This window comes from Streptomyces sp. NPDC051183 (assembly GCF_040682455.1).
Classification (GTDB): domain Bacteria; phylum Actinomycetota; class Actinomycetes; order Streptomycetales; family Streptomycetaceae; genus Streptomyces.
Genome location: NZ_JBFBBA010000009.1, coordinates 14,463 through 34,806 on the forward strand (window position 1 = coordinate 14,463; position 20,344 = coordinate 34,806).

Consider the following 20,344-nt stretch of genomic DNA (forward strand, 5'->3'; position numbering starts at 1 on the left):
CGGCCGGCCGGCTCAGCGCCACCGGCCGATCTCGACGTTCTCCAGTACGCCCAGCGCGTCCGGCACCAGCACGGCGGCCGAGAAGTAGGCGGTGACCAGGTACGAGATGATCGCCTGCTCGCTGATGCCCATGAAGCGGACCGACAGGCTCGGCTCGATCTCGTCGGGGATGCCCGGCTGGTGCAGGCCGATCACGCCCTGGTCGTCCTCGCCGGTGCGCATGCACAGGATCGAGGTGGTGCGGGCGTCGCTGATCGGGATCTTGTTGCTCGGGAAGATCGGCACGCCGCGCCAGGCCGGGACCCGGGTGCCGGCGATGTCGACGGTCTCCGGGTAGAGGCCGCGCTTGTTGCACTCGCGGCCGAAGGCCGCGATGGCCTTGGGGTGGGCCAGGAAGAGGTTGGAGCCGCGCCGCATGCTGAGCAGCTGGTCCATGTCGTCGGGGCTGGGCGCGCCGTCGTGGGGCTGGATGCGCTGGTCGTAGTCGGCGTTGTGGAGCAGGCCGAAGTCGTGGTTGTTGAGCATCTCGTGCTCCTGGCGCTCGCGCAGCGCCTCGACCGTGAGCCGCAACTGCTGCTCGGTCTGGTTCATCGGCTGGTTGTACAGGTCCGCGACGCGCGTGTGCACCCGCAGGACCGTTTGCGCAATGGAGAGTTCGTACTCGCGCGGCCGGGCCTCGTAGTCCACGAAGGCGCCGGGCAGGACGGCCTCGCCCACGTGGCCGGCGGAGAGGTCGATCGCGGCCTCGCCGTAGTTGTTGGTGCGCTGGGCGGGCATGGCGCGGACCTGGTCCAGGTGGGCCCGCAGCGACTCGACCCGGTCGGCGAGGAGCTGGAAGTCCTGCCGGGAGAGCACGAGGGCGGTGCCGGAGGTGGCGGCGCGGGCGGTGTACTCCCAGATCGCCTCCTCGTCCACGAGGGAGTCCTCGCCGAAGTACGCGCCGTCGGCGACGGTCTGGAGGACGGCGTCGTCCCCGTAGGGGCCGGGGCCGATGTGGTCGATGCGGCCGTGGGCGAGCAGGAACACCCGGTCGGCGGCGCTGCCGAAGGAGGTGAGCTCCTGGCCGGCCTCGAAGTCGACCTGACGGCAGCGCTGGGCGAGTTCGACGAGGGCGTCCTCGTCCTCGTAGTCGCGCAGGAGCGGGAGCTCGCCGAGTTCGGCGGGGATGACCTGGATCTGGGTGCCGGTCTTGATGAACTCGACGATGCCGTTGCCCACCGAGTAGCTCAGCCGGCGGTTGACGCGGTACGTGCCGCCCTGGACCGAGACCCACGGGAGCATCTTGAGGAGCCACCGCGAGGTGATCTCCTGCATCTGCGGCGCGGACTTGGTCGTGGTTGCCAAGTTCCGCGCGGCCGAAGTCCCGAGACTGCGCTGCGGTGCCTGGGTCTCGGATTCGGAACCTGCCTGGACCGACATGTATTTCCCTCTCGATCACTCCATGGGTCTGCGGGACGGAAGCCTTCCAGTACGCAACGTGGTGGGACCATTACACAAAAGGGTGGGACTACTTCGACCGTGCGTGGGCACTCTTTGAAGCTCGCCCCCCGTCCCGGCGGCCACTCGGTTCCCACGAGTTCCGGCCACCTCGGGGTAGCCGGGGCGCTTAAATTTGCATCGCGGATGCCAGTTTTCTACGGTGGACCCATGCGCCTGACCCGATTCACCGACCTGGCACTGCGCGTCCTGATGCGCCTGGCCGTCGCGGAGACGGACCTCCCCACCACGCGCGAGGTGGCGGCGACCATGCAGGTCCCGTACACCCACACGGCCAAAGTGGTCGCCAGGCTGCAGCACCTCGGCCTGGTCGAGGCGCGCCGCGGGCGCGGCGGCGGCCTCGCCCTGACCTCCGCCGGGCGCGCCGCCTCGGTGGGCGGGGTGGTGCGGGACCTGGAGGGGGCGGGCGACGTCGTGGACTGCGACGGCACCACCCCGTGCCCGCTGCGCGGCGCCTGCGTCCTGCGCGGCGCGCTGCGCCGGGCCCAGGAGGCCTTCTTCGCCACGCTGGACCCGCTGACGGTGAACGACCTGGTCGCAGCGCCGACCGGCCCGCTCCTGCTGGGCATTTCGGGCGGCGGGGCGGACGCGCGGACCGGGGCCGAAAGACCCTGAACCGGGGGGTCGGATGGCCGATACGCACCGGCCGTCGCCCTGCCTAGGCTGAACCCGACCGGCCGTTCGAACAGGAGTCCGCACCGCGGCGGAGCCCTGCGAGGCCGTTTTTTCACCACCAAAACATGCATCTCAGATGCCAATTACGCGAGGAGACCCGATGCTTTCCGAGAAGTCGACCGAGACCGTACGCGCAACCCTGCCCGCCGTCGGCGCGGCGATCGGCGACATCACGGAGCTCTTCTACACGAAGCTGTTCACGGCCCACCCCGAGCTGATCCGCGACCTCTTCAACCGCGGCAACCAGAACGCCGGCCTCCAGAAGCAGGCCCTCGCCGGCTCCATAGCCGCCTTCGCGACCCACCTCGTGGCCCACCCGGACACCCGCCCCGACGTGATGCTGAACCGCATCGCCCACAAGCACGCCTCCCTCGGCGTCACCCGCGCGCAGTACCCGGTCGTCCACAAGCACCTCTTCGAGGCGATCGCCGAGATCCTCGGCGAGGCCGTCACCCCCGAGGTCGCCGCGGCCTGGGACGAGGTCTACTGGCTGATGGCGAACGCCCTCGCCACCATCGAGGAGCGCCTGTACGCCGAGCAGCAGGTGCTCGCCGGCGACGTCTGGCGGACGTGGACGGTCGCCGCCCGCGTCGAGGAGACCGCGGACTGCACCACCTTCCACCTCGTCCCGACCGACGGCGAGCCCGCGCCCGGCTTCAAGCCGGGCCAGTACGTCTCCGTACAGGTCGAACTCCCGGACGGCGCCCGCCAGATCCGCCAGTACAGCCTCTCCTCGGCGCCCGGCTCGCCGGTCCGCGCGATCACCGTCAAGCGGGTCCACGGCCCGGCCGCCGCGGGCCCCGACGGCGAGGTCTCCAACCACCTGCACGCCGAGATCCGCACCGGCGACACCCTGCGGGTCTCGGCCCCGTACGGCGACCTCGTGCTCCAGGACTCCGGCACCCCGGTGCTGCTCGCCTCGGCCGGCATCGGATGCACCCCGATGCTCTCGATGCTGGAGCACCTGGCCGACACCGGGCACACGGCGCCGGTGACCGTCCTGCACGCCGACCGGTCCCCCGCCGACCACGCCCTGGGCAACGACCACCGGGCGCTGGCCTCCAAGCTCGCCGACGCCTCGGCGCGGTTCTGGTACGAGCGGTCGGCCGGCCCCGGGGACGGCGAGGGCCGGATCGACCTGGCCGGCGTCACCGTCGCCCCGGGCACCAAGGCCTACCTGTGCGGGCCGCTCCCCTTCATGCGGTCCGTGCGCGAGCAGCTGATCGCCAAGGGCGTGCCGGCCTCGGACATCGCCTACGAGGTGTTCGGCCCCGACCTGTGGCTGGCCTCGGCGTAACGGCGCCTGTCCGGATCGGCTCGCTCGCCGTACGAACGCCCTAGCCTCGGAAGGGTCGCCTCCACTAAACCGGTGCGTGACGAGACGAGCACAAAGGGTGTCCGTCGCGCACCGCAACGAAGGAGGCGGCCATGGCCGCACCCATGTCCGCGGACCGGTTCATCGACGCACTGCGGGACGAGGGCCTGACCGTCGTCGAGGTGGGCGCCTGGCGCACCCACAACCGCAACCACAAGGGCCCCTGGGGCCCGGTCAACGGTGTGATGATCCACCACACCGTCAGCAACGGCACCGCGTTCACCGTCGGGCTCTGCCGCGAGGGCGACGAGGACCTCCCCGGCCCGCTCTGCCACGGCGTGATCACCAAGGACGGCCGCGTCCACCTGGTCGGCTACGGCCGCGCCAACCACGCGGGGTCCGGCGACTCCGGCGTCCTCGCGGCGGTGGTCGCGGAGAAGCGGCTGCCGCCGGACCTGCGCGCGAACACCGACGGCAACCGCCACTTCTACGGCTTCGAGTGCGAGAACCTCGGCGACGGCGAGGACCCGTGGCCTGCGGTCCAGCTCGACGCGATGGTCCGGGCGGCGGCCGCGGTGTGCCGGGTCCACGGCTGGACCTCGCGCTCGGTGATCGGCCACCTGGAGTGGAAGCCGGGCAAGATCGACCCCAAGGGCTTCACGATGGACTCCTTCCGCGACCGGGTCCACGACCGCCTGAAGTAGCCCCGCGGCGGACAATGGCCGGATGAACGACGTGCTGCTCCCCCGCCCGGCGTCCCCGCTGATCGAGGTGGCGGACGCCCGCTTCGCCGCACACGGCGTACGGCTGCTGCTCAAGCGGGACGACCTCGTGCATCCGGAGCTGCCGGGCAACAAGTGGCGCAAGCTCGCGCCGAACCTGCGGGCCGCCGTCGCCGCCGGCCGCCCGGGGCTGGTGACCTTCGGCGGGGCGTACTCGAACCACCTGCGCGCCACGGCCGCGGCGGGCCGGCTGCTGGGCCTGTCGACGGTCGGGGTGGTACGGGGCGAGGAACTGGCGGGGCGCCCGCTGAACGACTCCCTCGCCCGGTGCGCGGCGGACGGCATGCGGCTGCACTTCACCTCCCGGCAGGACTACCGCCGCAAGGCCGATCCGGAGGTCCTGGCCCGGCTGCTGGCCGAGGCCGGGGCGGCCGACGCGTACGTGATCCCCGAGGGCGGCAGCAACGCCCTCGCGCTCCACGGCTGCCGGGAACTGGGGCGCGAGCTGCGGGGCATGGGCGACGTGGTGGCCGTCGCCTGCGGAACGGGCGGCACGCTGGCGGGCCTGGCGGCCGGGCTCGCCCCCGGCCAGCGGGCGCTGGGCGTCCCGGTGCTCGCGGGCGGCTTCCTGGGGGCGGAGATACGTTCCCTCCAGGCGGCGGCCTTCGGCGGCCCGGCGGGCGACTGGACCCTGGCCGAGGGCTTCGCCCACGGCGGCTACGCGCGCGTCCCGGCCGAGCTGGACGACTTCGCCGCCGACTTCGAGGCCCGCCACGGCCTGCCGGTCGAGCGGATCTACGTGGCGAAGCTCCTGTGGGCCCTGGCCGCGCTCACGGAGTCCGGCGCGTTCGCCCGCGGCACCACCGTCACGGCGGTCGTCACGGGCCGGCCGTAACGGGCCCGGCCGGCGGCCCCGCACCCCGCCGCCCCCGCGCCCCCGCAGCGGCCGGAGGGCCCCGGCGCGGCCGAACCGCCGGTGCGGGGCCGCCGCGGTGCCGCCGGACCCCCGCGCCCCGAACTCCCCCGGCCGGATCCGGGAGCAGCGCCGCAGGCGTCAGGCGTTAGGCGGACTCCTCGCGGTAGGCCGCCGCCTCCTCCAGGTCCAGGCGCCGCAGCAGGGCGCGCATCATCTCGTCGTCGATCCGGCGCCGGTCGCGCAGGGAGACGAACACCTCGCGCTCCGCCTCGATCATCTCCCGCGACAGCCGCCGGTAGACGTCGTCCGCCGACTCCCCCGTCTCGGCGTTGACCTCGCCCAGCCGCTCCCACACCGCGTTGCGCCGCCGCTCCAGCACCGTCCTCAGCCGGTCCGCCAGCGGGCCGGGCAGGCTGTTCGCCGGAGCCGTGAGCAACTCGTCCAGCCGCTCCTCCGCGGCCCGCGAGGCCTCGCTCTGGGCCTGCGCCTCGGCCAGGGTCTCGGCGTGCAGGTCCCGCGGCGGCAGCCGCAGCAGGCGGATCAGCGACGGCAGGGTCAGCCCCTGCACCACCAGCGTGCCGATCACGGTCGTGAAGGTCAGGAACAGGATCAGGTTCCGGTGCGGCACGCTCATCGGCACCGAGAAGGCGATCGCCAGCGACACCACGCCGCGCATCCCGGCCCAGCCCACGATCACCGGCGCCTTCCAGTTCGTCTCCGGCTCGCGCGCCCTGATCCGCTCCGACAGCACCCTCGGCAGGAAGGTCGCGGGGAACACCCACACGAACCGGGCCGCCACCACCATCAGGAACACCACCAGCGCGTACCAGGCCGCGTGCAGCCCCTCGTACTCCCCCAGCCCCTTGAGCACCACCGGCAGCTGGAGCCCGATCAGCGCGAAGACCACCGATTCCAGCAGGAAGGCGACCATCTTCCACACCGCCTCCTCCTGGAGCCGGGTCGCGAAGTCGACCTGCCAGTTGCGGTGCCCGAGGTACAGCGCGACCACCACCACCGCCAGCACGCCCGAGGCGTGCACCCGCTCGGCGGCCGCGTACGCCACGAACGGGATCAGCAGCGACAGGGTGTTCTGCAGCAGCGGCTCCCGCAAGCGCTTGCGCAGGTGGTGGATCGGCACCATCAGCAGCAGGCCCACGCCGACGCCGCCCACCGACGCCAGCAGGAACTCCGCGATCCCGCCCGCCCAGCCGGAGCTCACGCCGACCGCCGCGGCCAGCGCCACCTTGTAGGCGGTGATCGCGGTGGCGTCGTTGACCAGGGACTCACCCTGCAGGATGGTCGTGATCCGGTTCGGCAGCCCCAGCTGCCGGGCGATGGCCGTCGCCGCCACCGCGTCCGGCGGCGCGATCACCGCGCCCAGCACCAGCGCCACCGGCAGCGACAGCCCCGGCACCACGAGGTAGGCGACGTACCCGACGGCGAGCGTCGCGAACAGCACGTAGCCCACCGACAGCAGCGCGATGGGCCGCGCGTTCGCCCGCAGGTCCAGGTACGAGCTGTCGACCGCGGCCGTGTGCAGCAGCGGCGGGAGCAGCAGCGGCAGCACGATGTGCGGGTCGAGGGCGTACGAGGGCACGCCCGGGACGTACGAGGCCCCGAGCCCGGCGGCGACCAGGAGCAGCGGCGCGGGCACCGGCGTCCGGCGGGCCAGCCCCGCGACGACCGCGCAACCCGCGACCAGTGCCACCAGGGGCAATACCTCCATCGAAGATCATCCTCGCTCGGTCGATCCGGCTTCGCGCGCCCGCACCTCAGTACGCTGGCCATCATGAGCGAGTGCACCCACGTTCCCGAACTGCCGCGCCCCGAGCCCATCCCTCTTGCCCAGACCTGCCCCGAATGTCTGGAGCTCGGCAGCCATCCCGTGCAGTTGCGGATGTGCCTCTGGTGCGGCCACGTTGCCTGCTGCGATTCCTCCCCGTACCGTCACGCCACGGCGCACCACCAGTCGACGGGCCATCCGGTCATGCGGAGCTACGAACCGGGCGAGACCTGGCGATGGTGTTTTGTCGACGGTTCGATCGTCTGAGGCGGGGTAGGTCAACCCTCCGCCGGTTCCCCTGATTTGGGCCCGCAGACCCCTAGCCACTGTGCGTACCCGTGGGCTTACCATCAGTCACCGGGCAGAGCCACGGTCGGCCCGGGGTGCTCAGGAGCGGGTGCCACGAGGGGTGCCGCGACACGATCGCCCGGATCGCGATAGCGTCACCGGCGAACAGAGCTCGTACCACCTTGGAGGTGAGGGTGTCCCAGATCGCAGGCGAGCCCGGGACCCAGGACTTCGTGGAAGTCCGGCTGCCCGCTGCGGGTGCCTACCTGTCGGTGCTGCGGACGGCCACGGCCGGCCTCGCGGCACGTTTGGACTTCACCCTCGACGAGATCGAGGACCTCCGCATCGCGGTGGACGAGGCCTGCGCGATCCTGCTCCAGCAGGCCGTGCCCGGCTCCGTCCTCAGCTGCGTCTTCCGGTTGGTCGACGACTCGCTGGAGGTGACCGTCTCGGCGCCCACGACGGACGGGCGTGCGCCGGAGCGCGACACGTTCGCCTGGACGGTGCTGTCGGCCCTGGCCGGCAAGGTCGAGGCCACGGTCGAGGAGAACAAGACGGTGAGCATCAGCCTCTACAAACAACGCGGCGCGGGACCAGGCCCGGCGTGAGCGGCGGGGAGATCCCGGTGCGGGGCGGGGATCGGCCCCGGGTACGGCACGAGGTCGACGGCGGCATCCCGGAACAGCAGCACGCCCGACCGCACCCGGCTGACGCGGATGCGGAAGACGGCTTTTTGGACTCGGCGGAGCGACGGGCGGGCCCTGTGAGCGAGAACCAGCACGAAGAACCACAGCCACCACAGCCGGCACGGCCACCGCTGGCCGCTGCCACGGCCCCGGAGGCACCGGCCGGACCGGCTGCGCCCGCCTTCCAGGCGCCCCCGGCACTGCCGGATCCGCGCGACCGCAGCGGCGCGCGGGCCCTTTTCATCGAGCTGCGGGCACTGCCCGACGGTTCGGTGGAGAAGGCCGAGCTGCGCAACCGGCTCGTACGGATGCACCTGCCGCTGGTCGAACATCTGGCACGGCGGTTCCGCAACCGCGGTGAGCCGCTGGACGACCTGACCCAGGTCGCCACGATCGGTCTGATCAAGTCGGTGGACCGCTTCGACCCGGACCGCGGGGTCGAGTTCTCCACCTATGCCACGCCCACGGTGGTCGGCGAGATCAAGCGCCACTTCCGCGACAAGGGCTGGGCGGTACGGGTCCCGCGGCGCCTTCAGGAGCTGAGGCTCTCCCTGACCACGGCGACGGCCGAGCTGTCCCAGCAGCACGGCCGCTCCCCCACGGTGCACGAGCTGGCCGAGCGGCTGGGGATCTCCGAGGAGGAGGTGCTGGAGGGGCTGGAATCGGCCAATGCCTACAGCACACTCTCGCTGGACGTCCCGGACACCGACGACGAGTCGCCGGCGGTCGCGGACACCCTGGGCGCGGAGGACGAGGCCCTGGAGGGCGTCGAGTACCGCGAGTCCCTCAAGCCGCTGCTGGAGGGCCTGCCCCCGCGGGAGAAGCGGATCCTGCTCCTTCGCTTCTTCGGCAACATGACGCAGTCGCAGATCGCCCAGGAGGTCGGCATCTCCCAGATGCACGTCTCCCGGCTGCTGGCCCGCACCCTCGCCCAGCTCCGCGAGAAGCTCCTCGTCGAGGAGTGACGCGTCGTACGGGTCAGCGGGCCTGCTCCGCGGGCCCGATCCCGAGCGCCTCGGTCGCCGTCGGATTCACCAGCAGTCCCACGACGGCCACCGCGGCCACCGCCAGGGCCACGGCGGCGGCGACCATCACGGCGCCGCCCCCGGTCCACAGCGTCCACGCCACCGGCAGCGACATCAGCTGCGTGATCAGCGCCGGGCCGCGGCTCCAGCGGCGGCCCAGCCGCAGCCCGCGCGCCGCGATCAGCGGCAGCGCGGCGAGGACGAGCAGGGTGACCCCTCCCGTCTCGGCCTGCTGCGGGGAGTCGGGGTCGCCGGCGATGCCCACGAACAGCATGTAGACGCCGAGGCCGGCCAGCGCCAGCCCCTCCAGCGCGGTGAGCGCGGCGGCCGCGGTCAGCCGGCGCGGCAGCGGGGCGGTCGGCCGGGCATCGGCGGCGGCGGGGCTGGGGGTGGGCTTCGTACTCACCCCAGCAGGGTAGCCGCGCCCGCGCACCCCCGGAGGGGACGGGCAGTATGGGCGCCGTATGAAGGGGTGGGTAGGCTGGCGTTCATGCGTGCACTTCTCGTGGCCAACCCAGCAGCGACGACCACCAGTGCGCGTACGCGCGACGTCCTCACCCACGCCTTGGCCAGCGAGATGAAGCTGGAGGCGGTGACGACCGAGTACCGCGGGCACGCCAGGGACCTGGCGCGCAGGGCGGCCGAGACCGGCGTCGACCTCGTGGTGGCGCTCGGCGGCGACGGCACCGTCAACGAAGTGGTCAACGGGCTGCTGCACAACGGACCCGATCCGGAGCGGCTGCCGGGCCTGGCGGTGGTCCCCGGCGGCTCCACCAACGTCTTCGCCCGCGCGCTCGGCCTGCCCAACGACGCGGTCGAGGCGACCGGCGCCCTGCTGGACGCGCTGCGCGAGCAGCGCGAGCGGACGGTGGGCCTGGGTCTCGCAGCCGGCAGCCCGGGCACGGAGGACGAATCGGTCCCGGCCCGCTGGTTCACCTTCTGTGCGGGCTTCGGCTTCGACGCGGGCGTGGTGGGCCGGGTCGAGCAGCAGCGGGAGCGCGGCAAGCGTTCGACGCACGCCCTGTACGTACGACAGCTGCTGCGCCAGTTCCTGGAGGAGCCCAACCGCAGGCACGGCACAGTCACGCTGGAGCGGCCCGGCGCGGATCCGGTGACGGACCTGGTGCTGTCGATAGTCTGCAACACCTCGCCCTGGACGTATCTGGGCAATCGCCCGCTTTACGCCTCCCCGGAGGCGTCGTTCGATACAGCGCTTGACGTATTGGCACTCAATCGTTTGTCAACTCCGGCGGTCGCCCGGTACGCGACACAGCTGCTGACCTCGACTCCTGAGCGCGGTCCGCACGGCAAGCACGCGGTGTCTCTGCACGATCTGACCGACTTCACCTTGCATTCGAAGGTCCCGCTTCCCTTCCAGATGGACGGCGACCACCTCGGCCTGCGTACCAGCGTTCGGTTCACAGGCGTACGCCGTGCACTGCGTGTGATTGTGTGAGTGGAAGGGCCCAAAGTCCTTTCACTCGAACGTTTACACGCCGGTCCACCCTCACGATGTAGGGCTGTGACCTAGTAGACACCGACGAATCAAAAAAAACTTTCCGGAAGGGGTTGTATCCCCGTCCGAGGTTTGCGAATCTCTACATGGCGATCGGGACAGCCCGCAGAACCCGGCACCCACACAGACCGCCAGAACCCCTCCACGAATCTCCGACTCACCCGGGAAACTGGGCGGTCACCCTTCCCTCGCGAAGGGATTCGTGAAAGCGTTCACATTCACAAGCAACCTGCCCGCAATACAAGGAGATGGAGCAGCCATGGACTGGCGTCACAACGCCGTTTGCCGCGAGGAAGACCCGGAACTCTTCTTCCCCATCGGCAACACCGGTCCTGCGCTGCTGCAGATCGAGGAAGCCAAGGCCGTCTGCCGCCGCTGCCCCGTCATGGAGCAGTGCCTGCAGTGGGCGCTCGAGTCCGGTCAGGACTCCGGCGTCTGGGGCGGTCTCAGCGAGGACGAGCGCCGCGCGATGAAGCGCCGCGCCGCTCGCAACCGGGCGCGCAACGCCAGCGCCTGATATCGACTTTCGAGCCTCGAGCCGCAGCGCGTAGTACCCCATATCAGCGCTCAGCAACGTGCTCTTGAGCCCCGGACCGATCACCATTCGGTCCGGGGCTCAGTGCTGTCCGGGCCACACTCCGTCACGCTGGGTGACGGGATGCCTGCTCACTTCTGGGGGCTGGCCGGTATGTCGAGGACGACCTTGGTGCCGCGCGGCACGGCCGGGACCATGTCGAAGGTGCCGCCGAGCTCGCCCTCGACGAGGGTCCGTACGATCTGCAGCCCGAGGTTCCCGGCCCGCTGGGCGTCGAAGCCCTCCGGCAGACCGCAGCCGTCGTCGAGCACCGTGATCAGCAGCCGGGCGTCGTCGCGGCCGATGCCGGAACGGGCCGCGCACACCTCCACGGTGCCGCCCTCGCCCTGGACGAAGGCGTGCTCCAGTGCGTTCTGCAGGATCTCGGTCAGCACCATCGACAGCGGCGTGGCGACCTCGGCGTCCAGGATCCCGAAGCGGCCGGTGCGCCGGCAGGCCACGTTGCCCGGGGAGATCTCCGCGACCATCGCGATCACGCGGTCGGCGATCTCGTCGAACTCGACCCGCTCGTCCAGGTTCTGAGACAGCGTCTCATGCACGATCGCGATCGACCCGACGCGGCGGACCGCCTCATTGAGGGCCTCGCGGCCGTTCTCCGAATCCATCCGGCGGGCCTGGAGCCGCAGCAGCGCGGCCACGGTCTGCAGATTGTTCTTCACCCGGTGGTGGATCTCCCGGATGGTCGCGTCCTTGGTGATCAATTCACGTTCGCGACGGCGCAGTTCCGTGACGTCCCGGCACAGGACGAGGGAGCCGATCCGGACGCCCTTGGGCTTGAGCGGGATGGCGCGCAGCTGGATGACCCCGCCGTTGCCCTCGACCTCGGTCTCGCGCGGGGCCCAGCCGCTGGCGAGTTTCACGAGCGCCTCGTCCACCGGCCCCCGGGAGGGTGCGAGTTCGGCCGTGGTGTCGCCCAGGTGCTGGCCGACCAGGTCGGAGGCGAGGCCGAGCCGGTGGTACGCGGAGAGCGCGTTCGGGGACGCGTACGTCACCACGCCGTCCGCGTCGAGCCGTATCAGTCCGTCCCCGACGCGCGGGGAGGCGTCCATGTCGACCTGCTGCCCGGGGAACGGGAAGGAGCCCGCCGCGATCATCTGCGCCAGGTCGGAGGCGGACTGGAGGTAGGTCAGCTCCAGCCGGCTCGGTGTACGCACAGTGAGCAGGTTGGTGTTGCGTGCGATGACGCCCAGCACCCGGCCCTCGCGGCGGACGGGGATCGACTCGACGCGGACCGGCACCTCCTCGCGCCACTCCGGGTCCCCCTCGCGCACGATGCGGCCCTCGTCGAGCGCGGCGTCGAGCAGCGGGCGGCGGCCGCGCGGAACCAGGTGGCCGACCATGTCGTCCTGGTACGAGGTGGGGCCGGTGTTCGGGCGCATCTGCGCGACCGATACGTACCGGCTGCCGTCGAGGGTGGGGACCCACAGCACGAGGTCGGCGAAGGAGAGGTCGGAGAGCAGCTGCCACTCCGAGACCAGCAGGTGGAGCCACTCCAGGTCGGTTTCACTGAGAGCGGTGTGCTGGCGTACGAGGTCGTTCATGGAGGGCACGTTGCGAGCGTACCCCGGGTACGACGGATGACTTTCCGCACCTCGACTACTCAGGAGTATCCAGGAGCCCCGTACTCCGCGTACTGTTGGAGGAAGTGACGGGTCCGATGGCCCTGTCATTGGATGGACAGAACAGATTGGTCTAGTCCACAATTGATTCAAGCTTCCGCCCTCCCCGCACAGGAGGACGGATCGAGGTAAGCGGCGCGCTCTGCCCTGACCGCGCAGGCTCCTCTCACCGGCCGCTGGGAACCGCACACCCGCCGGCCGTAAGTACTCCGGGCTACGGTGCCGGGCGGGCTGAGGGTCCCGTCAGGCACCGTGGCCCAGAGGAATGCGGCACCGTGGAATGCGGCACCGCGGAATCCGGCACCGCGGAATCCGGCACCGCGGAATCCGGCTACGCCGGCCAGGCCAGCATCGCGAGTGCGGCCACCGCCTCCAGCTCCTCCCGGCCCGCGCCGTCGCGCGACTGCTGGGACATCCCCTGAAGCACGGCCCCCGAATAGCGGGCCAGCGCCCGCGCGTCCGTGTCCGCGGGCAGCGCGCCGGCCGCCACGTCGGCGCGGATCCGGCTCTCGAACATCACCAGGTTGGCCTCGCGCCGCTCGCGCAGGGCCTCGGCGACCTCTTCCGAGGTGGTGTTGACGGCCGCGCAGAGCACCATGCAGCCCGGCGGGTGAGCCGGGTCGGTGTACACCTCGGCCGCCTCGCGCAGGATCCGCTCCACGGCCGCACGGGCCGTGGGCTCCTCGGCGAGCGCCACGGCCGCGAAGTCCCCGTACCGGCCGCCGTAGACCACCACCACCTCGCCGAAGAGCTTGCGCTTGTCCCCGAAGGCCGCGTACAGGCTGGGGGCGCTGATGCCGAGCGAGGCGGTCAGGTCGGAGATCGACGTCGCCTCGTAGCCACGCTCCCAGAAGGCGAACATCGCCTTGTCGAGGGCCGCTTCGCGGTCGAAGGAGCGGGGCCTGCCGCGCTGTCCGGTCACCATTCGCACATTCTATAGCGCGCATTACGGAATCTGATACGGTCCTTTCTGTAGCGACCACTATCGAATGCTGAAGGGGGGCGCGTCATGGGCGTGCTCAAGGGGAAGACGGCACTGGTCACGGGCGGCAGCCGGGGCATCGGCCGGGCGATCTCGCTGCGGCTGGCGCGGGACGGGGCGCTGGTCGCCGTGCACTACGGGTCCAACGAGGCGGCCGCCAAGGACGTCGTGGCGGCGGTCGAGGCGGCCGGGGGCCGGGCCTTCGCGATCGGGGCGGAGCTCGGGGTGGCCGGGGACGCGGAGGCCCTGTGGGCGGCGTACGCGGCCCATCCGCTGGCCACCGAGGAGGTCGACGTCCTGGTGAACAACGCCGGCGGCGCGGTCTTCGCGGGGATCGAGGGGACGGACGAGGAGGCGTACGACCGGACCCACGCACTCAACGCCAGGGCGCCGTTCTTCGTGATCAAGCACGGGCTGGGGCGGCTGCGCGACGGGGGCCGGATCGTGAACGTGACCGGCACCCCGGACATCGCCCTGCCGGCGATCCTCGCGACGGTCATGGCGAAGGGCGCGGTCAACGCCCTGACCCGGTCGCTGGCCGCGGAGCTCGCGCCGCGCGGGATCACGGTGAACTCGGTGGGCCCCGGCATCACCGAGACCGATCTGAACGCGGCCCTGCTCGCGGACCCGGCCGCTCGGGCCCACGTCGCCGGCCGGTCCGTCTTCCACCGGGTGGGCACCACCGAGGAGGTCGCCGACGTGGTGGCCTTCCTGGCCTCGCCGGACTCCCGCTGGGTCACGGGCCAGCACCTGGACGCGACGGGCGGGCTCCAGCTCGCGCTGCTGTAGCAGGGCCGCGCGGCGAGGATCACGATGGAGTTGGCGAAGTCCCGGCACGGGTGCCCCGCCTCTGCTAGATTGGTCTATACCACATAACCTCTCCAGATCGGCAGGCCCCGCGTGGAAGTTGTCATCGTCCCGGACGCCAAGGCAGGCGGCGAGCTCATCGCGGAGGCCATGGCCGCCTTGGTCCGCCGCAAGCCCGACGCCCTGCTCGGCGTGGCGACCGGCTCGACCCCGCTGCCCATCTACGAGGCCCTCGCCGCCAAGGTCAAGGCCGGTCAGGTCGACGCCTCCAAGGCCCGGATCTGCCAGCTCGACGAGTACGTCGGCCTGCCGGCCGGACACCCGGAGTCGTACCGCGCCGTCGTGCTGCGCGAGGTCGTCGAGCCGCTGGGCCTGTCCGAGGCCTCCTTCATGGGCCCCGACGGCTCCGCCGAGGACATCGTCGGCGCGTGCGACGCGTACGACCGCGCCCTCGCCGAGGCCGGAGGCGTCGACCTCCAGCTGCTGGGCATCGGCACCGACGGGCACATCGGCTTCAACGAGCCGTGCTCCTCGCTCGCCTCCCGCACCCGCATCAAGACGCTGACGGAGCAGACCCGCGTGGACAACGCGCGCTTCTTCGACAACGACATAGACCAGGTGCCGCACCACGTCATCACCCAGGGCATCGGCACCATCCTCGACGCCCGCCACCTGGTCCTGCTGGCCACGGGCGAGGGCAAGGCCGAGGCCGTCGCGCAGACCGTCGAGGGCCCGCTGTCGGCCCTCGTCCCGGCCTCCGCGCTCCAGCTGCACCGGCACGCCACGGTCGTGGTGGACGAGGCCGCCGCGTCGAAGCTCAAGCTGGCGGACTACTTCCGCCACACCCTGGCCAACAAGCCGGCCTGGCAGGGTCTGTAAGCGCTACGACGCGAAGGGCCGGGCTCCCCCCGAGGAGCCCGGCCCTTCGCCGTACGCGGGCGGCCGCCGCGCGGCACTAGCGGCCCGCGATGACCTCCGCCGCCGCGAGACCGCAGACGCGGGACGCGCCGTGCGTCGCGACGTGGAGCGCTCCGCGGGGCTCCGCCCGGGGCAGGCCCATCTCCACGACCACCGTGTCCGGGCGCGCGGCGACCAGCTCGTCCAGGGCCTGTGTCATCCACGGGTGCCGGTGCGCGTCGCGCACCACCGCGACCACGGTCCGGTCCCCCGCCGCGGCCAGGATCTCCGCCGCCGAGGCGCCCTCCGCGTAGACGCCCGCCACGGTGCCGGGAACCAGGGCCGCCAGTTCGGCGGCCACGCCCCACGGGGTCTCGTCCCCCACCGCGATGTTCGCGACGGGTGCGAGCGTGGCGACGTACGGGTCGGCCACCGCCGGGGCGCTGCCCCGTACCACCACCGCGCGGCGGGCCGCCTCCAGGCCGATGCCGGACGCGCGGCTCCCCTCCGGCCGCGCGTCCGTCCGGGTCCGGCGGGTCCACTCGGCCAGCGCCCGCACCCGCGCGGCCGCCTCGGCGAGCCGCTCCTCCGGGAGCGAGCCCTCGCGTACGGCCGCGACCAGCGCGTCGCGCAGCCGCAGCACGGTCGCCTCGTCGGCGAGTCCGCCGCCGACGCAGATCGCGTCGGCGCCGGCCGCGATGGCCAGGACCGAGCCGCGCTCGATGCCGTACGTCCCGGCGATGGCGTTCATCTCCATGCCGTCGGTGACGATGAGGCCCTCGTAGCCGAGCTCCTTGCGCAGCAGACCGGTCAGGATCTGCGGGCTGAGCGTGGCCGGGCGGGTCGGGTCGAGGGCGGGCACCAGGATGTGCGCGCTCATGACGGCCTTGGTGCCGGCCTCGATGGCCGCCTTGAACGGTACGAGTTCCCGCGCGACCAGGGTGTCGATGTCCGCGTCGATGCGCGGCAGCGCGTGGTGCGAGTCGACGTTCGTGTCGCCGTGGCCCGGGAAGTGCTTGGTGCACGCGGCGACGCCGGCGGCCTGCAGGCCTTCGACGTACGCGGCGGTGTGCCGGGCGGCGAGGTGGGTGTCGGCGCCGAAGGACCGTACGCCGATGACCGGGTTGTCCGGGTTGGAGTTGACGTCCGCGGAGGGGGCCCAGTTGAGGTTGACCCCGCACTCGGCGAGCCGGCGGCCCAGCTCGCGGGCGACGGCCCGGGTGAGGTCGGTGTCGTCGACGGCGCCGAGGGCCAGGTTGCCGGGGAAGGACGAGCCGCCCCGTACCTCCAGGCGCGTGACGTCGCCGCCCTCCTCGTCGATGGCGACGAGTACGTCATCCCGCTCGGTGCGCAGCTGCGCGGTCAGCGCGGCGAGCTGCTCGGGCGAGCTGATGTTGCGGCCGAACAGGCCGACGGCGGTGAGGCCCTCGCCGACCTGGCGCAGCAGCCAGGCGGGGGCGGTGGTGCCCTCGAAGCCGGGCTGGAGGACCGCGAGGGCGTCCCTCGTCAAGGTGTCTGTGCGGTGCGCAAGGACAGTCATGGGGCCGTTATCCCTTCACGGCGCCGGCGGTCATCCCGCCGACGGCCTTGCGCTGGAGGAAGACGAAGATGAGCAGGACCGGGACCGCGAACAGCGAGGAGGCGGCCATGGTGGCGCCCCAGTCGTTGCCGAAGGCGGTCATGAACTCGGTCAGCCACAGGGGCAGGGTCTGCGCGGTCTTGTCCTTGTTCAGGATCAGGACCATCGCGAACTCGTTCCAGGCGGTGATGAAGCCGAAGAGCGAGGTGGACATCAGGCCGGGGGCCAGCAGCGGGAAGATCACCTTGCGGAAGGCCTGGCCGCGGGTGCAGCCGTCGATCTGGGCGGCTTCCTCCAGCGTCACCGGGACCGCGGCGATGAAGCCGCGCAGGGTCCAGATGGTGAAGGGCAGGATCATCACGAAGTAGATCGCGGTCAGCAGCGGGAGGCTGTTCAGCAGCTCGCTGTCGCGGGCGATCATGTACATCGCGATGACCATGACCTCCCAGGGCGCCATCTGGGCCATCATCACGGTGAGGACCAGGCCCTTGCGGCCCTTGAACCTCATGCGGGCGATGGCGAAGCTCGCGGCGAGGGCGACGAGCAGGGCCAGCACGACGGCGCCGACGGTGACCAGGACGCTGTTGGTGACGTACGTCCAGAAGTTCTGGACCCCGGTGGCCTTGGTGAAGTTGTCCAGCGTCGGGGTGAAGAAGAAGACCGGGTCCTTGGTGAGCATCTGGTCGGCGGGCTTGAGGGCCGACGCGAACATCCAGTAGACCGGGAAGACGAATACGAGGGCCAGCAGGAGCGCGCCGAGGTTCTTGAAGACGGCTCCGGGGCGGACCGGGCGGCGCTTGCGGAGCTGCTGTGCGGGCTCGGCGGCCGGCGCGGGCTTCGGGGCGGTGGTCGTGCTCACTGCTCCTCCTCCTGCTTCAGGATCAGGCGGAAGTAGAAGGACATGACGATCACGAGGATCAGGATCGTCAGGACGGAGATCGCGGCGGCGAGGCCGTAGTGGGCCTGGCTCTGGCCCTCGACGTAGGCGAAGACCGGGAGGATCTCGGAGGCTCGGTCCGGGCCGCCCTTGTTCATCGCGTAGACCTGGGTGAAGGCCTTGAAGACCCAGATCACCTCAAGGAAGGTGGTGATGAGGAAGAAGGGCTTGAGGTTCGGGAAGACGATCTTCCAGAAGGTCTGCCAGCCGTTGGCCCCGTCCATCCGGGCGGCCTCGTACAGCTCGGCGCCGACGGTGGTCAGGCCGGCGTACATGTTGAGGGCGACGAAGGGGATGGAGCCCCAGACCACCAGGATCGTGACGATCACCAGGGTGGAGAGGCCGGTCTCCATCCAGTTGTGCTGCTCGTAGCCGGAGAAGCCGGCGGAGCGCATCACCCAGTTCATGACGCCGAACTGCTCGTCGAACAGCCACTTGAAGACCTGCACGGAGGCGACGATCGGCATGGCCCAGGCCATCACCAGGGCCATCGACAGGACCAGGCGCATCTTCTTGCCGAGCTTGTTCAGCAGGATGCCGATGAGGCTGCCGAGCACCATGATCAGTACGACGTTGGCCGCGGTGAAGGCGAAGGACCGGACGACGACGGTCCAGAACTTCGAATCGCCCAGCAGCTCGGTGTAGTTCTCGAACCCCGCGAAGGGGTACTTCCGCTGGATGAACTCGATCTTGTTGATGTCCTGGAAGGACAGGATCACGTTCTTGATCAGCGGATACAGCAGGAGGGTCGCCAGGCTCAGCACTGCGGGCCCGACCAGCAGGTAGGGCAGCCACCCCGAGGGGAGCGACTTCCTGCCCCCGCGAGGAGACTTGCGGCCGGTGCCGGCTTCCGTGGCGGGCGCCTTCGGCGGCTGTCCGGCGGACTTCGGTGGTGCGTCCTGTGGAGCGCTGGTCGCCGCTCCCTGGGAGTGCACGGTCATGTCTTGGCTTCCTCGCGGTTGACTGTGGAGTCAATTGCGCGACCGGGGGCACGACGGGCGCGTGGCGCCCGCCGCACCCCCCGGTGCGTTCACACTGCTGGGTCCTGCGGGTACTGCGGGTGGAGCGGGTACTGCCGGGTGGGACTACTTGTTGATGCGGTTCGCGATTTCCTTGTCCGCGTCCGCGCCCGCCTTGGCGGCGTCCTCACCCTTCAGGACCTTGGTCATGAACTCCTTGATCGGGTTGGGCTCGGTCTCGACGTTCGCCCAGCCCGGGGTGACCGGGGTGATCTTGCCGTTGAGGCCGGCCTTGCCCATCGCCTCGGCGAAGGAGCCCGCGGGGGCCGCGAAGTTCGCAGCGGCCTGGTTCGGGAGCAGCGCGCCCTCGGTGGCGGCGGCGTACTTGGTCATCTGGTCCTTGCCTGCGGCGATGGCCAGCCACTCCTTGGCGAGCTCCTTGTTCTTGGAGCGCTCGGCCACGGCGAGGTTCGAGCCGCCGAGGAACACGGTGCCCGGCTTGTCTGCCGTCTTGCCCGGGATCGGGAAGAAGCCGAAGTCGGCCTCCTTGCCCGCGGCCTTCAGGGCCTTCGCGGCGCCGCCGGCCTCCCAGCCGAGACCGATCCAGGAGGAGACGCCACCCTTGGGAACGATGTCGGTGGACTGCTGCGGGGTGGCCTCGTCCTTGTCCTTCGGGGCGGAGGAGAAGGACTGGAGCTTCTTGTAGAACTCCATGGCGGAGGCGGCCTGCGGGGTGCCGAGCTGGCCCTTCCACTTGGCGCCGTCCTTGACGGCGAGGTCGCCGCCCTCGTCCCACACGAAGCCGGCGAGGACGTACCAGCTCTGGCCGGGGAGGTAGATCGGCTGCGAGGCCGGGTCGGAGGCCTTCAGCTTCTCCAGGCCGGCGACCCACTCGTCGCGGGTCTTCGGCGGGGTGATGCCGGCCTTCTCGTAGGCCTTCTTGTCGTAGATGACGACGCGGTTGGCGGCGTACCACGGGGCGGAGTACAGCTTGCCGTCGATCTCGGCCGAGGCGAGCATGCTCTTCTGCCAGGCGTCGGCACCGAGCTTGGCCTTGTCCTTGGTCAGGTCGGCGAGGCCGCCGGTGACCGCGTAGCCGGCGGTCTGGGTGTTGCCGAGCTCAAGGACGTCCGGCGGGGTGTTCTCGGAGAGGGCCGTGGTGACCTTCTCCTGGATGCCGGTCCACTTCTGCTCCTCGACCTTGACCGTGACACCGGGGTGCTTGGCCGAGAACTCCTTGTTGACCTCTTCGATCCAGGCCTTCGGTGCGGAGCCGTCCATCACCCAGACGGTGATCTCCTTGGCCGCGCCACCCGACGCGTCGGCCTTCGGCTTGTCGTCGCCGTTGCCGCACGCCGCGACTCCGACCATCATTCCCACGACACCGACCGCCGCAATGAGCTTGCGCTTCACGCCACCCTCCTCAGGGATGCTGCCTGCAACTTCCCTCGCCCGCCGCGGTGACATAAGTACTCAAGTACTGCCCGTGGGGCCGGGATCTGATCCATATTGGTTTAGACCAGTAACCGGAGCTTGGCCTAGACCT

The 20,344-nt window shown here is 71.1% G+C and carries 20 protein-coding genes; 11 read left to right on the forward strand and 9 right to left on the reverse strand.

The genetic code is table 11. The features are described from left to right. Positions 1-12 precede the first annotated feature (12 nt). Positions 13-1,419, reverse strand: a complete 1,407-nt coding sequence (locus AB0M99_RS10095; protein ID WP_365918538.1) for a family 2B encapsulin nanocompartment shell protein — start codon at positions 1,417-1,419, stop codon at positions 13-15. Positions 1,420-1,647: 228 nt separating this feature from the next. Here AB0M99_RS10095 and AB0M99_RS10100 point away from each other — a divergent pair, with 228 nt between their 5' ends. The 4 genes from AB0M99_RS10100 (at position 1,648) to AB0M99_RS10115 (ending at position 5,104) form a co-directional block, all read left to right on the forward strand. Next, positions 1,648-2,112: an Rrf2 family transcriptional regulator gene (locus AB0M99_RS10100; protein ID WP_365918540.1), complete on the forward strand. Its 465-nt coding sequence runs from the start codon at positions 1,648-1,650 to the stop codon at positions 2,110-2,112. 160 nt (positions 2,113-2,272) lie between these two features. Beyond that, positions 2,273-3,469, forward strand: coding sequence for a globin domain-containing protein (locus AB0M99_RS10105; RefSeq protein ID WP_365918542.1), 1,197 nt, complete (start codon positions 2,273-2,275; stop codon positions 3,467-3,469). 131 nt (positions 3,470-3,600) lie between these two features. Beyond that, positions 3,601-4,191, forward strand: a complete 591-nt coding sequence (locus tag AB0M99_RS10110) for an N-acetylmuramoyl-L-alanine amidase (RefSeq protein WP_365918544.1) — start codon at positions 3,601-3,603, stop codon at positions 4,189-4,191. A gap of 22 nt (positions 4,192-4,213) precedes the next feature. After that, positions 4,214-5,104 (forward strand): pyridoxal-phosphate dependent enzyme, encoded by an 891-nt coding sequence (locus tag AB0M99_RS10115; protein WP_365918545.1) that lies wholly within the window; start codon positions 4,214-4,216, stop codon positions 5,102-5,104. Positions 5,105-5,270: 166 nt separating this feature from the next. Here the strand turns inward: AB0M99_RS10115 and AB0M99_RS10120 are convergent, their stop codons facing one another. Continuing rightward, positions 5,271-6,851: a Na+/H+ antiporter gene (locus tag AB0M99_RS10120; RefSeq protein ID WP_365918547.1), complete on the reverse strand. Its 1,581-nt coding sequence runs from the start codon at positions 6,849-6,851 to the stop codon at positions 5,271-5,273. 63 nt (positions 6,852-6,914) lie between these two features. On the opposite strand from AB0M99_RS10120, the gene AB0M99_RS10125 reads away from it, so the two are divergent. The 3 genes from AB0M99_RS10125 (at position 6,915) to AB0M99_RS10135 (ending at position 8,847) form a co-directional block, all read left to right on the forward strand. Further along, positions 6,915-7,175 carry a UBP-type zinc finger domain-containing protein gene (locus AB0M99_RS10125; protein ID WP_365918548.1) on the forward strand — a complete coding sequence of 87 codons (261 nt, stop codon included), beginning with the start codon at positions 6,915-6,917 and terminating at the stop codon, positions 7,173-7,175. A 215-nt stretch (positions 7,176-7,390) separates the two neighbouring features. Then, the gene (locus AB0M99_RS10130) at positions 7,391-7,804 is read left to right on the forward strand and encodes an anti-sigma regulatory factor (RefSeq protein ID WP_214949331.1); all 414 of its coding nucleotides are present in this window, start codon (positions 7,391-7,393) and stop codon (positions 7,802-7,804) included. Then, on the forward strand, positions 7,801-8,847 hold the full coding sequence (locus AB0M99_RS10135) for an RNA polymerase sigma factor SigF (protein WP_365918550.1): 1,047 nt from the start codon (positions 7,801-7,803) through the stop codon (positions 8,845-8,847). Before AB0M99_RS10130 ends, AB0M99_RS10135 begins: the two co-directional genes overlap by 4 nt. A 13-nt stretch (positions 8,848-8,860) precedes the next feature. Here AB0M99_RS10135 and AB0M99_RS10140 read toward each other — a convergent pair whose 3' ends face one another. Then, positions 8,861-9,313 (reverse strand): hypothetical protein, encoded by a 453-nt coding sequence (locus tag AB0M99_RS10140; RefSeq protein WP_365918552.1) that lies wholly within the window; start codon positions 9,311-9,313, stop codon positions 8,861-8,863. A gap of 84 nt (positions 9,314-9,397) precedes the next feature. On the opposite strand from AB0M99_RS10140, the gene AB0M99_RS10145 reads away from it, so the two are divergent. Next, positions 9,398-10,363 (forward strand): diacylglycerol kinase family protein, encoded by a 966-nt coding sequence (locus tag AB0M99_RS10145; RefSeq protein WP_365918554.1) that lies wholly within the window; start codon positions 9,398-9,400, stop codon positions 10,361-10,363. 319 nt (positions 10,364-10,682) lie between these two features. Continuing rightward, positions 10,683-10,940, forward strand: a complete 258-nt coding sequence (locus AB0M99_RS10150) for a WhiB family transcriptional regulator (RefSeq protein ID WP_003953983.1) — start codon at positions 10,683-10,685, stop codon at positions 10,938-10,940. Positions 10,941-11,089: 149 nt separating this feature from the next. On the opposite strand, the gene AB0M99_RS10155 is transcribed toward AB0M99_RS10150, so the two are convergent. Both AB0M99_RS10155 and AB0M99_RS10160 read right to left on the reverse strand, forming a co-directional pair. Continuing rightward, complete coding sequence (locus AB0M99_RS10155) at positions 11,090-12,559, reverse strand: PAS domain-containing sensor histidine kinase (protein WP_365918849.1); 1,470 nt, start codon at positions 12,557-12,559, stop codon at positions 11,090-11,092. 409 nt (positions 12,560-12,968) lie between these two features. After that, positions 12,969-13,562: a TetR/AcrR family transcriptional regulator gene (locus AB0M99_RS10160; RefSeq protein WP_365918556.1), complete on the reverse strand. Its 594-nt coding sequence runs from the start codon at positions 13,560-13,562 to the stop codon at positions 12,969-12,971. A gap of 84 nt (positions 13,563-13,646) precedes the next feature. On the opposite strand from AB0M99_RS10160, the gene AB0M99_RS10165 reads away from it, so the two are divergent. Together AB0M99_RS10165 and nagB are read left to right on the forward strand one after the other, a co-directional pair. Further along, complete coding sequence (locus AB0M99_RS10165; protein WP_365918558.1) at positions 13,647-14,408, forward strand: SDR family oxidoreductase; 762 nt, start codon at positions 13,647-13,649, stop codon at positions 14,406-14,408. A 111-nt stretch (positions 14,409-14,519) separates the two neighbouring features. Beyond that, positions 14,520-15,305 carry a glucosamine-6-phosphate deaminase gene (gene nagB / locus AB0M99_RS10170; RefSeq protein ID WP_365918560.1) on the forward strand — a complete coding sequence of 262 codons (786 nt, stop codon included), beginning with the start codon at positions 14,520-14,522 and terminating at the stop codon, positions 15,303-15,305. A gap of 76 nt (positions 15,306-15,381) precedes the next feature. On the opposite strand, the gene AB0M99_RS10175 is transcribed toward nagB, so the two are convergent. The 4 genes from AB0M99_RS10175 to AB0M99_RS10190 all read right to left on the reverse strand — a co-directional run bounded on the left by AB0M99_RS10175 (position 15,382) and on the right by AB0M99_RS10190 (position 20,211). Next, the gene (locus AB0M99_RS10175) at positions 15,382-16,863 is read right to left on the reverse strand and encodes a glycoside hydrolase family 3 protein (protein ID WP_365918562.1); all 1,482 of its coding nucleotides are present in this window, start codon (positions 16,861-16,863) and stop codon (positions 15,382-15,384) included. Positions 16,864-16,870: 7 nt separating this feature from the next. After that, the gene (locus AB0M99_RS10180) at positions 16,871-17,650 is read right to left on the reverse strand and encodes a carbohydrate ABC transporter permease (RefSeq protein WP_365918851.1); all 780 of its coding nucleotides are present in this window, start codon (positions 17,648-17,650) and stop codon (positions 16,871-16,873) included. A 107-nt stretch (positions 17,651-17,757) separates the two neighbouring features. Next, positions 17,758-18,780 (reverse strand): sugar ABC transporter permease, encoded by a 1,023-nt coding sequence (locus AB0M99_RS10185; protein ID WP_365918564.1) that lies wholly within the window; start codon positions 18,778-18,780, stop codon positions 17,758-17,760. 144 nt (positions 18,781-18,924) lie between these two features. Then, positions 18,925-20,211, reverse strand: a complete 1,287-nt coding sequence (locus AB0M99_RS10190) for an extracellular solute-binding protein (protein WP_365918566.1) — start codon at positions 20,209-20,211, stop codon at positions 18,925-18,927. Positions 20,212-20,344 lie beyond the last annotated feature (133 nt).

Bases quoted from the DNA above. Each gene is read 5' to 3' on its own strand.
- AB0M99_RS10110 (WP_365918544.1), top strand. From the start codon at position 3,601: ATGGCCGCACCCATGTCCGCGGACCGGTTCATCGACGCACTGCGGGAC.
- AB0M99_RS10095 (WP_365918538.1), bottom strand. From the start codon at position 1,419: ATGTCGGTCCAGGCAGGTTCCGAATCCGAGACCCAGGCACCGCAGCGC.
- AB0M99_RS10145 (WP_365918554.1), top strand. From the start codon at position 9,398: ATGCGTGCACTTCTCGTGGCCAACCCAGCAGCGACGACCACCAGTGCG.
- AB0M99_RS10175 (WP_365918562.1), bottom strand. From the start codon at position 16,863: ATGACTGTCCTTGCGCACCGCACAGACACCTTGACGAGGGACGCCCTC.
- AB0M99_RS10150 (WP_003953983.1), top strand. From the start codon at position 10,683: ATGGACTGGCGTCACAACGCCGTTTGCCGCGAGGAAGACCCGGAACTC.
- AB0M99_RS10115 (WP_365918545.1), top strand. From the start codon at position 4,214: ATGAACGACGTGCTGCTCCCCCGCCCGGCGTCCCCGCTGATCGAGGTG.
- AB0M99_RS10105 (WP_365918542.1), top strand. From the start codon at position 2,273: ATGCTTTCCGAGAAGTCGACCGAGACCGTACGCGCAACCCTGCCCGCC.
- AB0M99_RS10165 (WP_365918558.1), top strand. From the start codon at position 13,647: ATGGGCGTGCTCAAGGGGAAGACGGCACTGGTCACGGGCGGCAGCCGG.
- AB0M99_RS10155 (WP_365918849.1), bottom strand. From the start codon at position 12,559: ATGAACGACCTCGTACGCCAGCACACCGCTCTCAGTGAAACCGACCTG.
- AB0M99_RS10160 (WP_365918556.1), bottom strand. From the start codon at position 13,562: ATGGTGACCGGACAGCGCGGCAGGCCCCGCTCCTTCGACCGCGAAGCG.
- AB0M99_RS10185 (WP_365918564.1), bottom strand. From the start codon at position 18,780: ATGACCGTGCACTCCCAGGGAGCGGCGACCAGCGCTCCACAGGACGCA.
- AB0M99_RS10125 (WP_365918548.1), top strand. From the start codon at position 6,915: ATGAGCGAGTGCACCCACGTTCCCGAACTGCCGCGCCCCGAGCCCATC.
- AB0M99_RS10100 (WP_365918540.1), top strand. From the start codon at position 1,648: ATGCGCCTGACCCGATTCACCGACCTGGCACTGCGCGTCCTGATGCGC.
- AB0M99_RS10120 (WP_365918547.1), bottom strand. From the start codon at position 6,851: ATGGAGGTATTGCCCCTGGTGGCACTGGTCGCGGGTTGCGCGGTCGTC.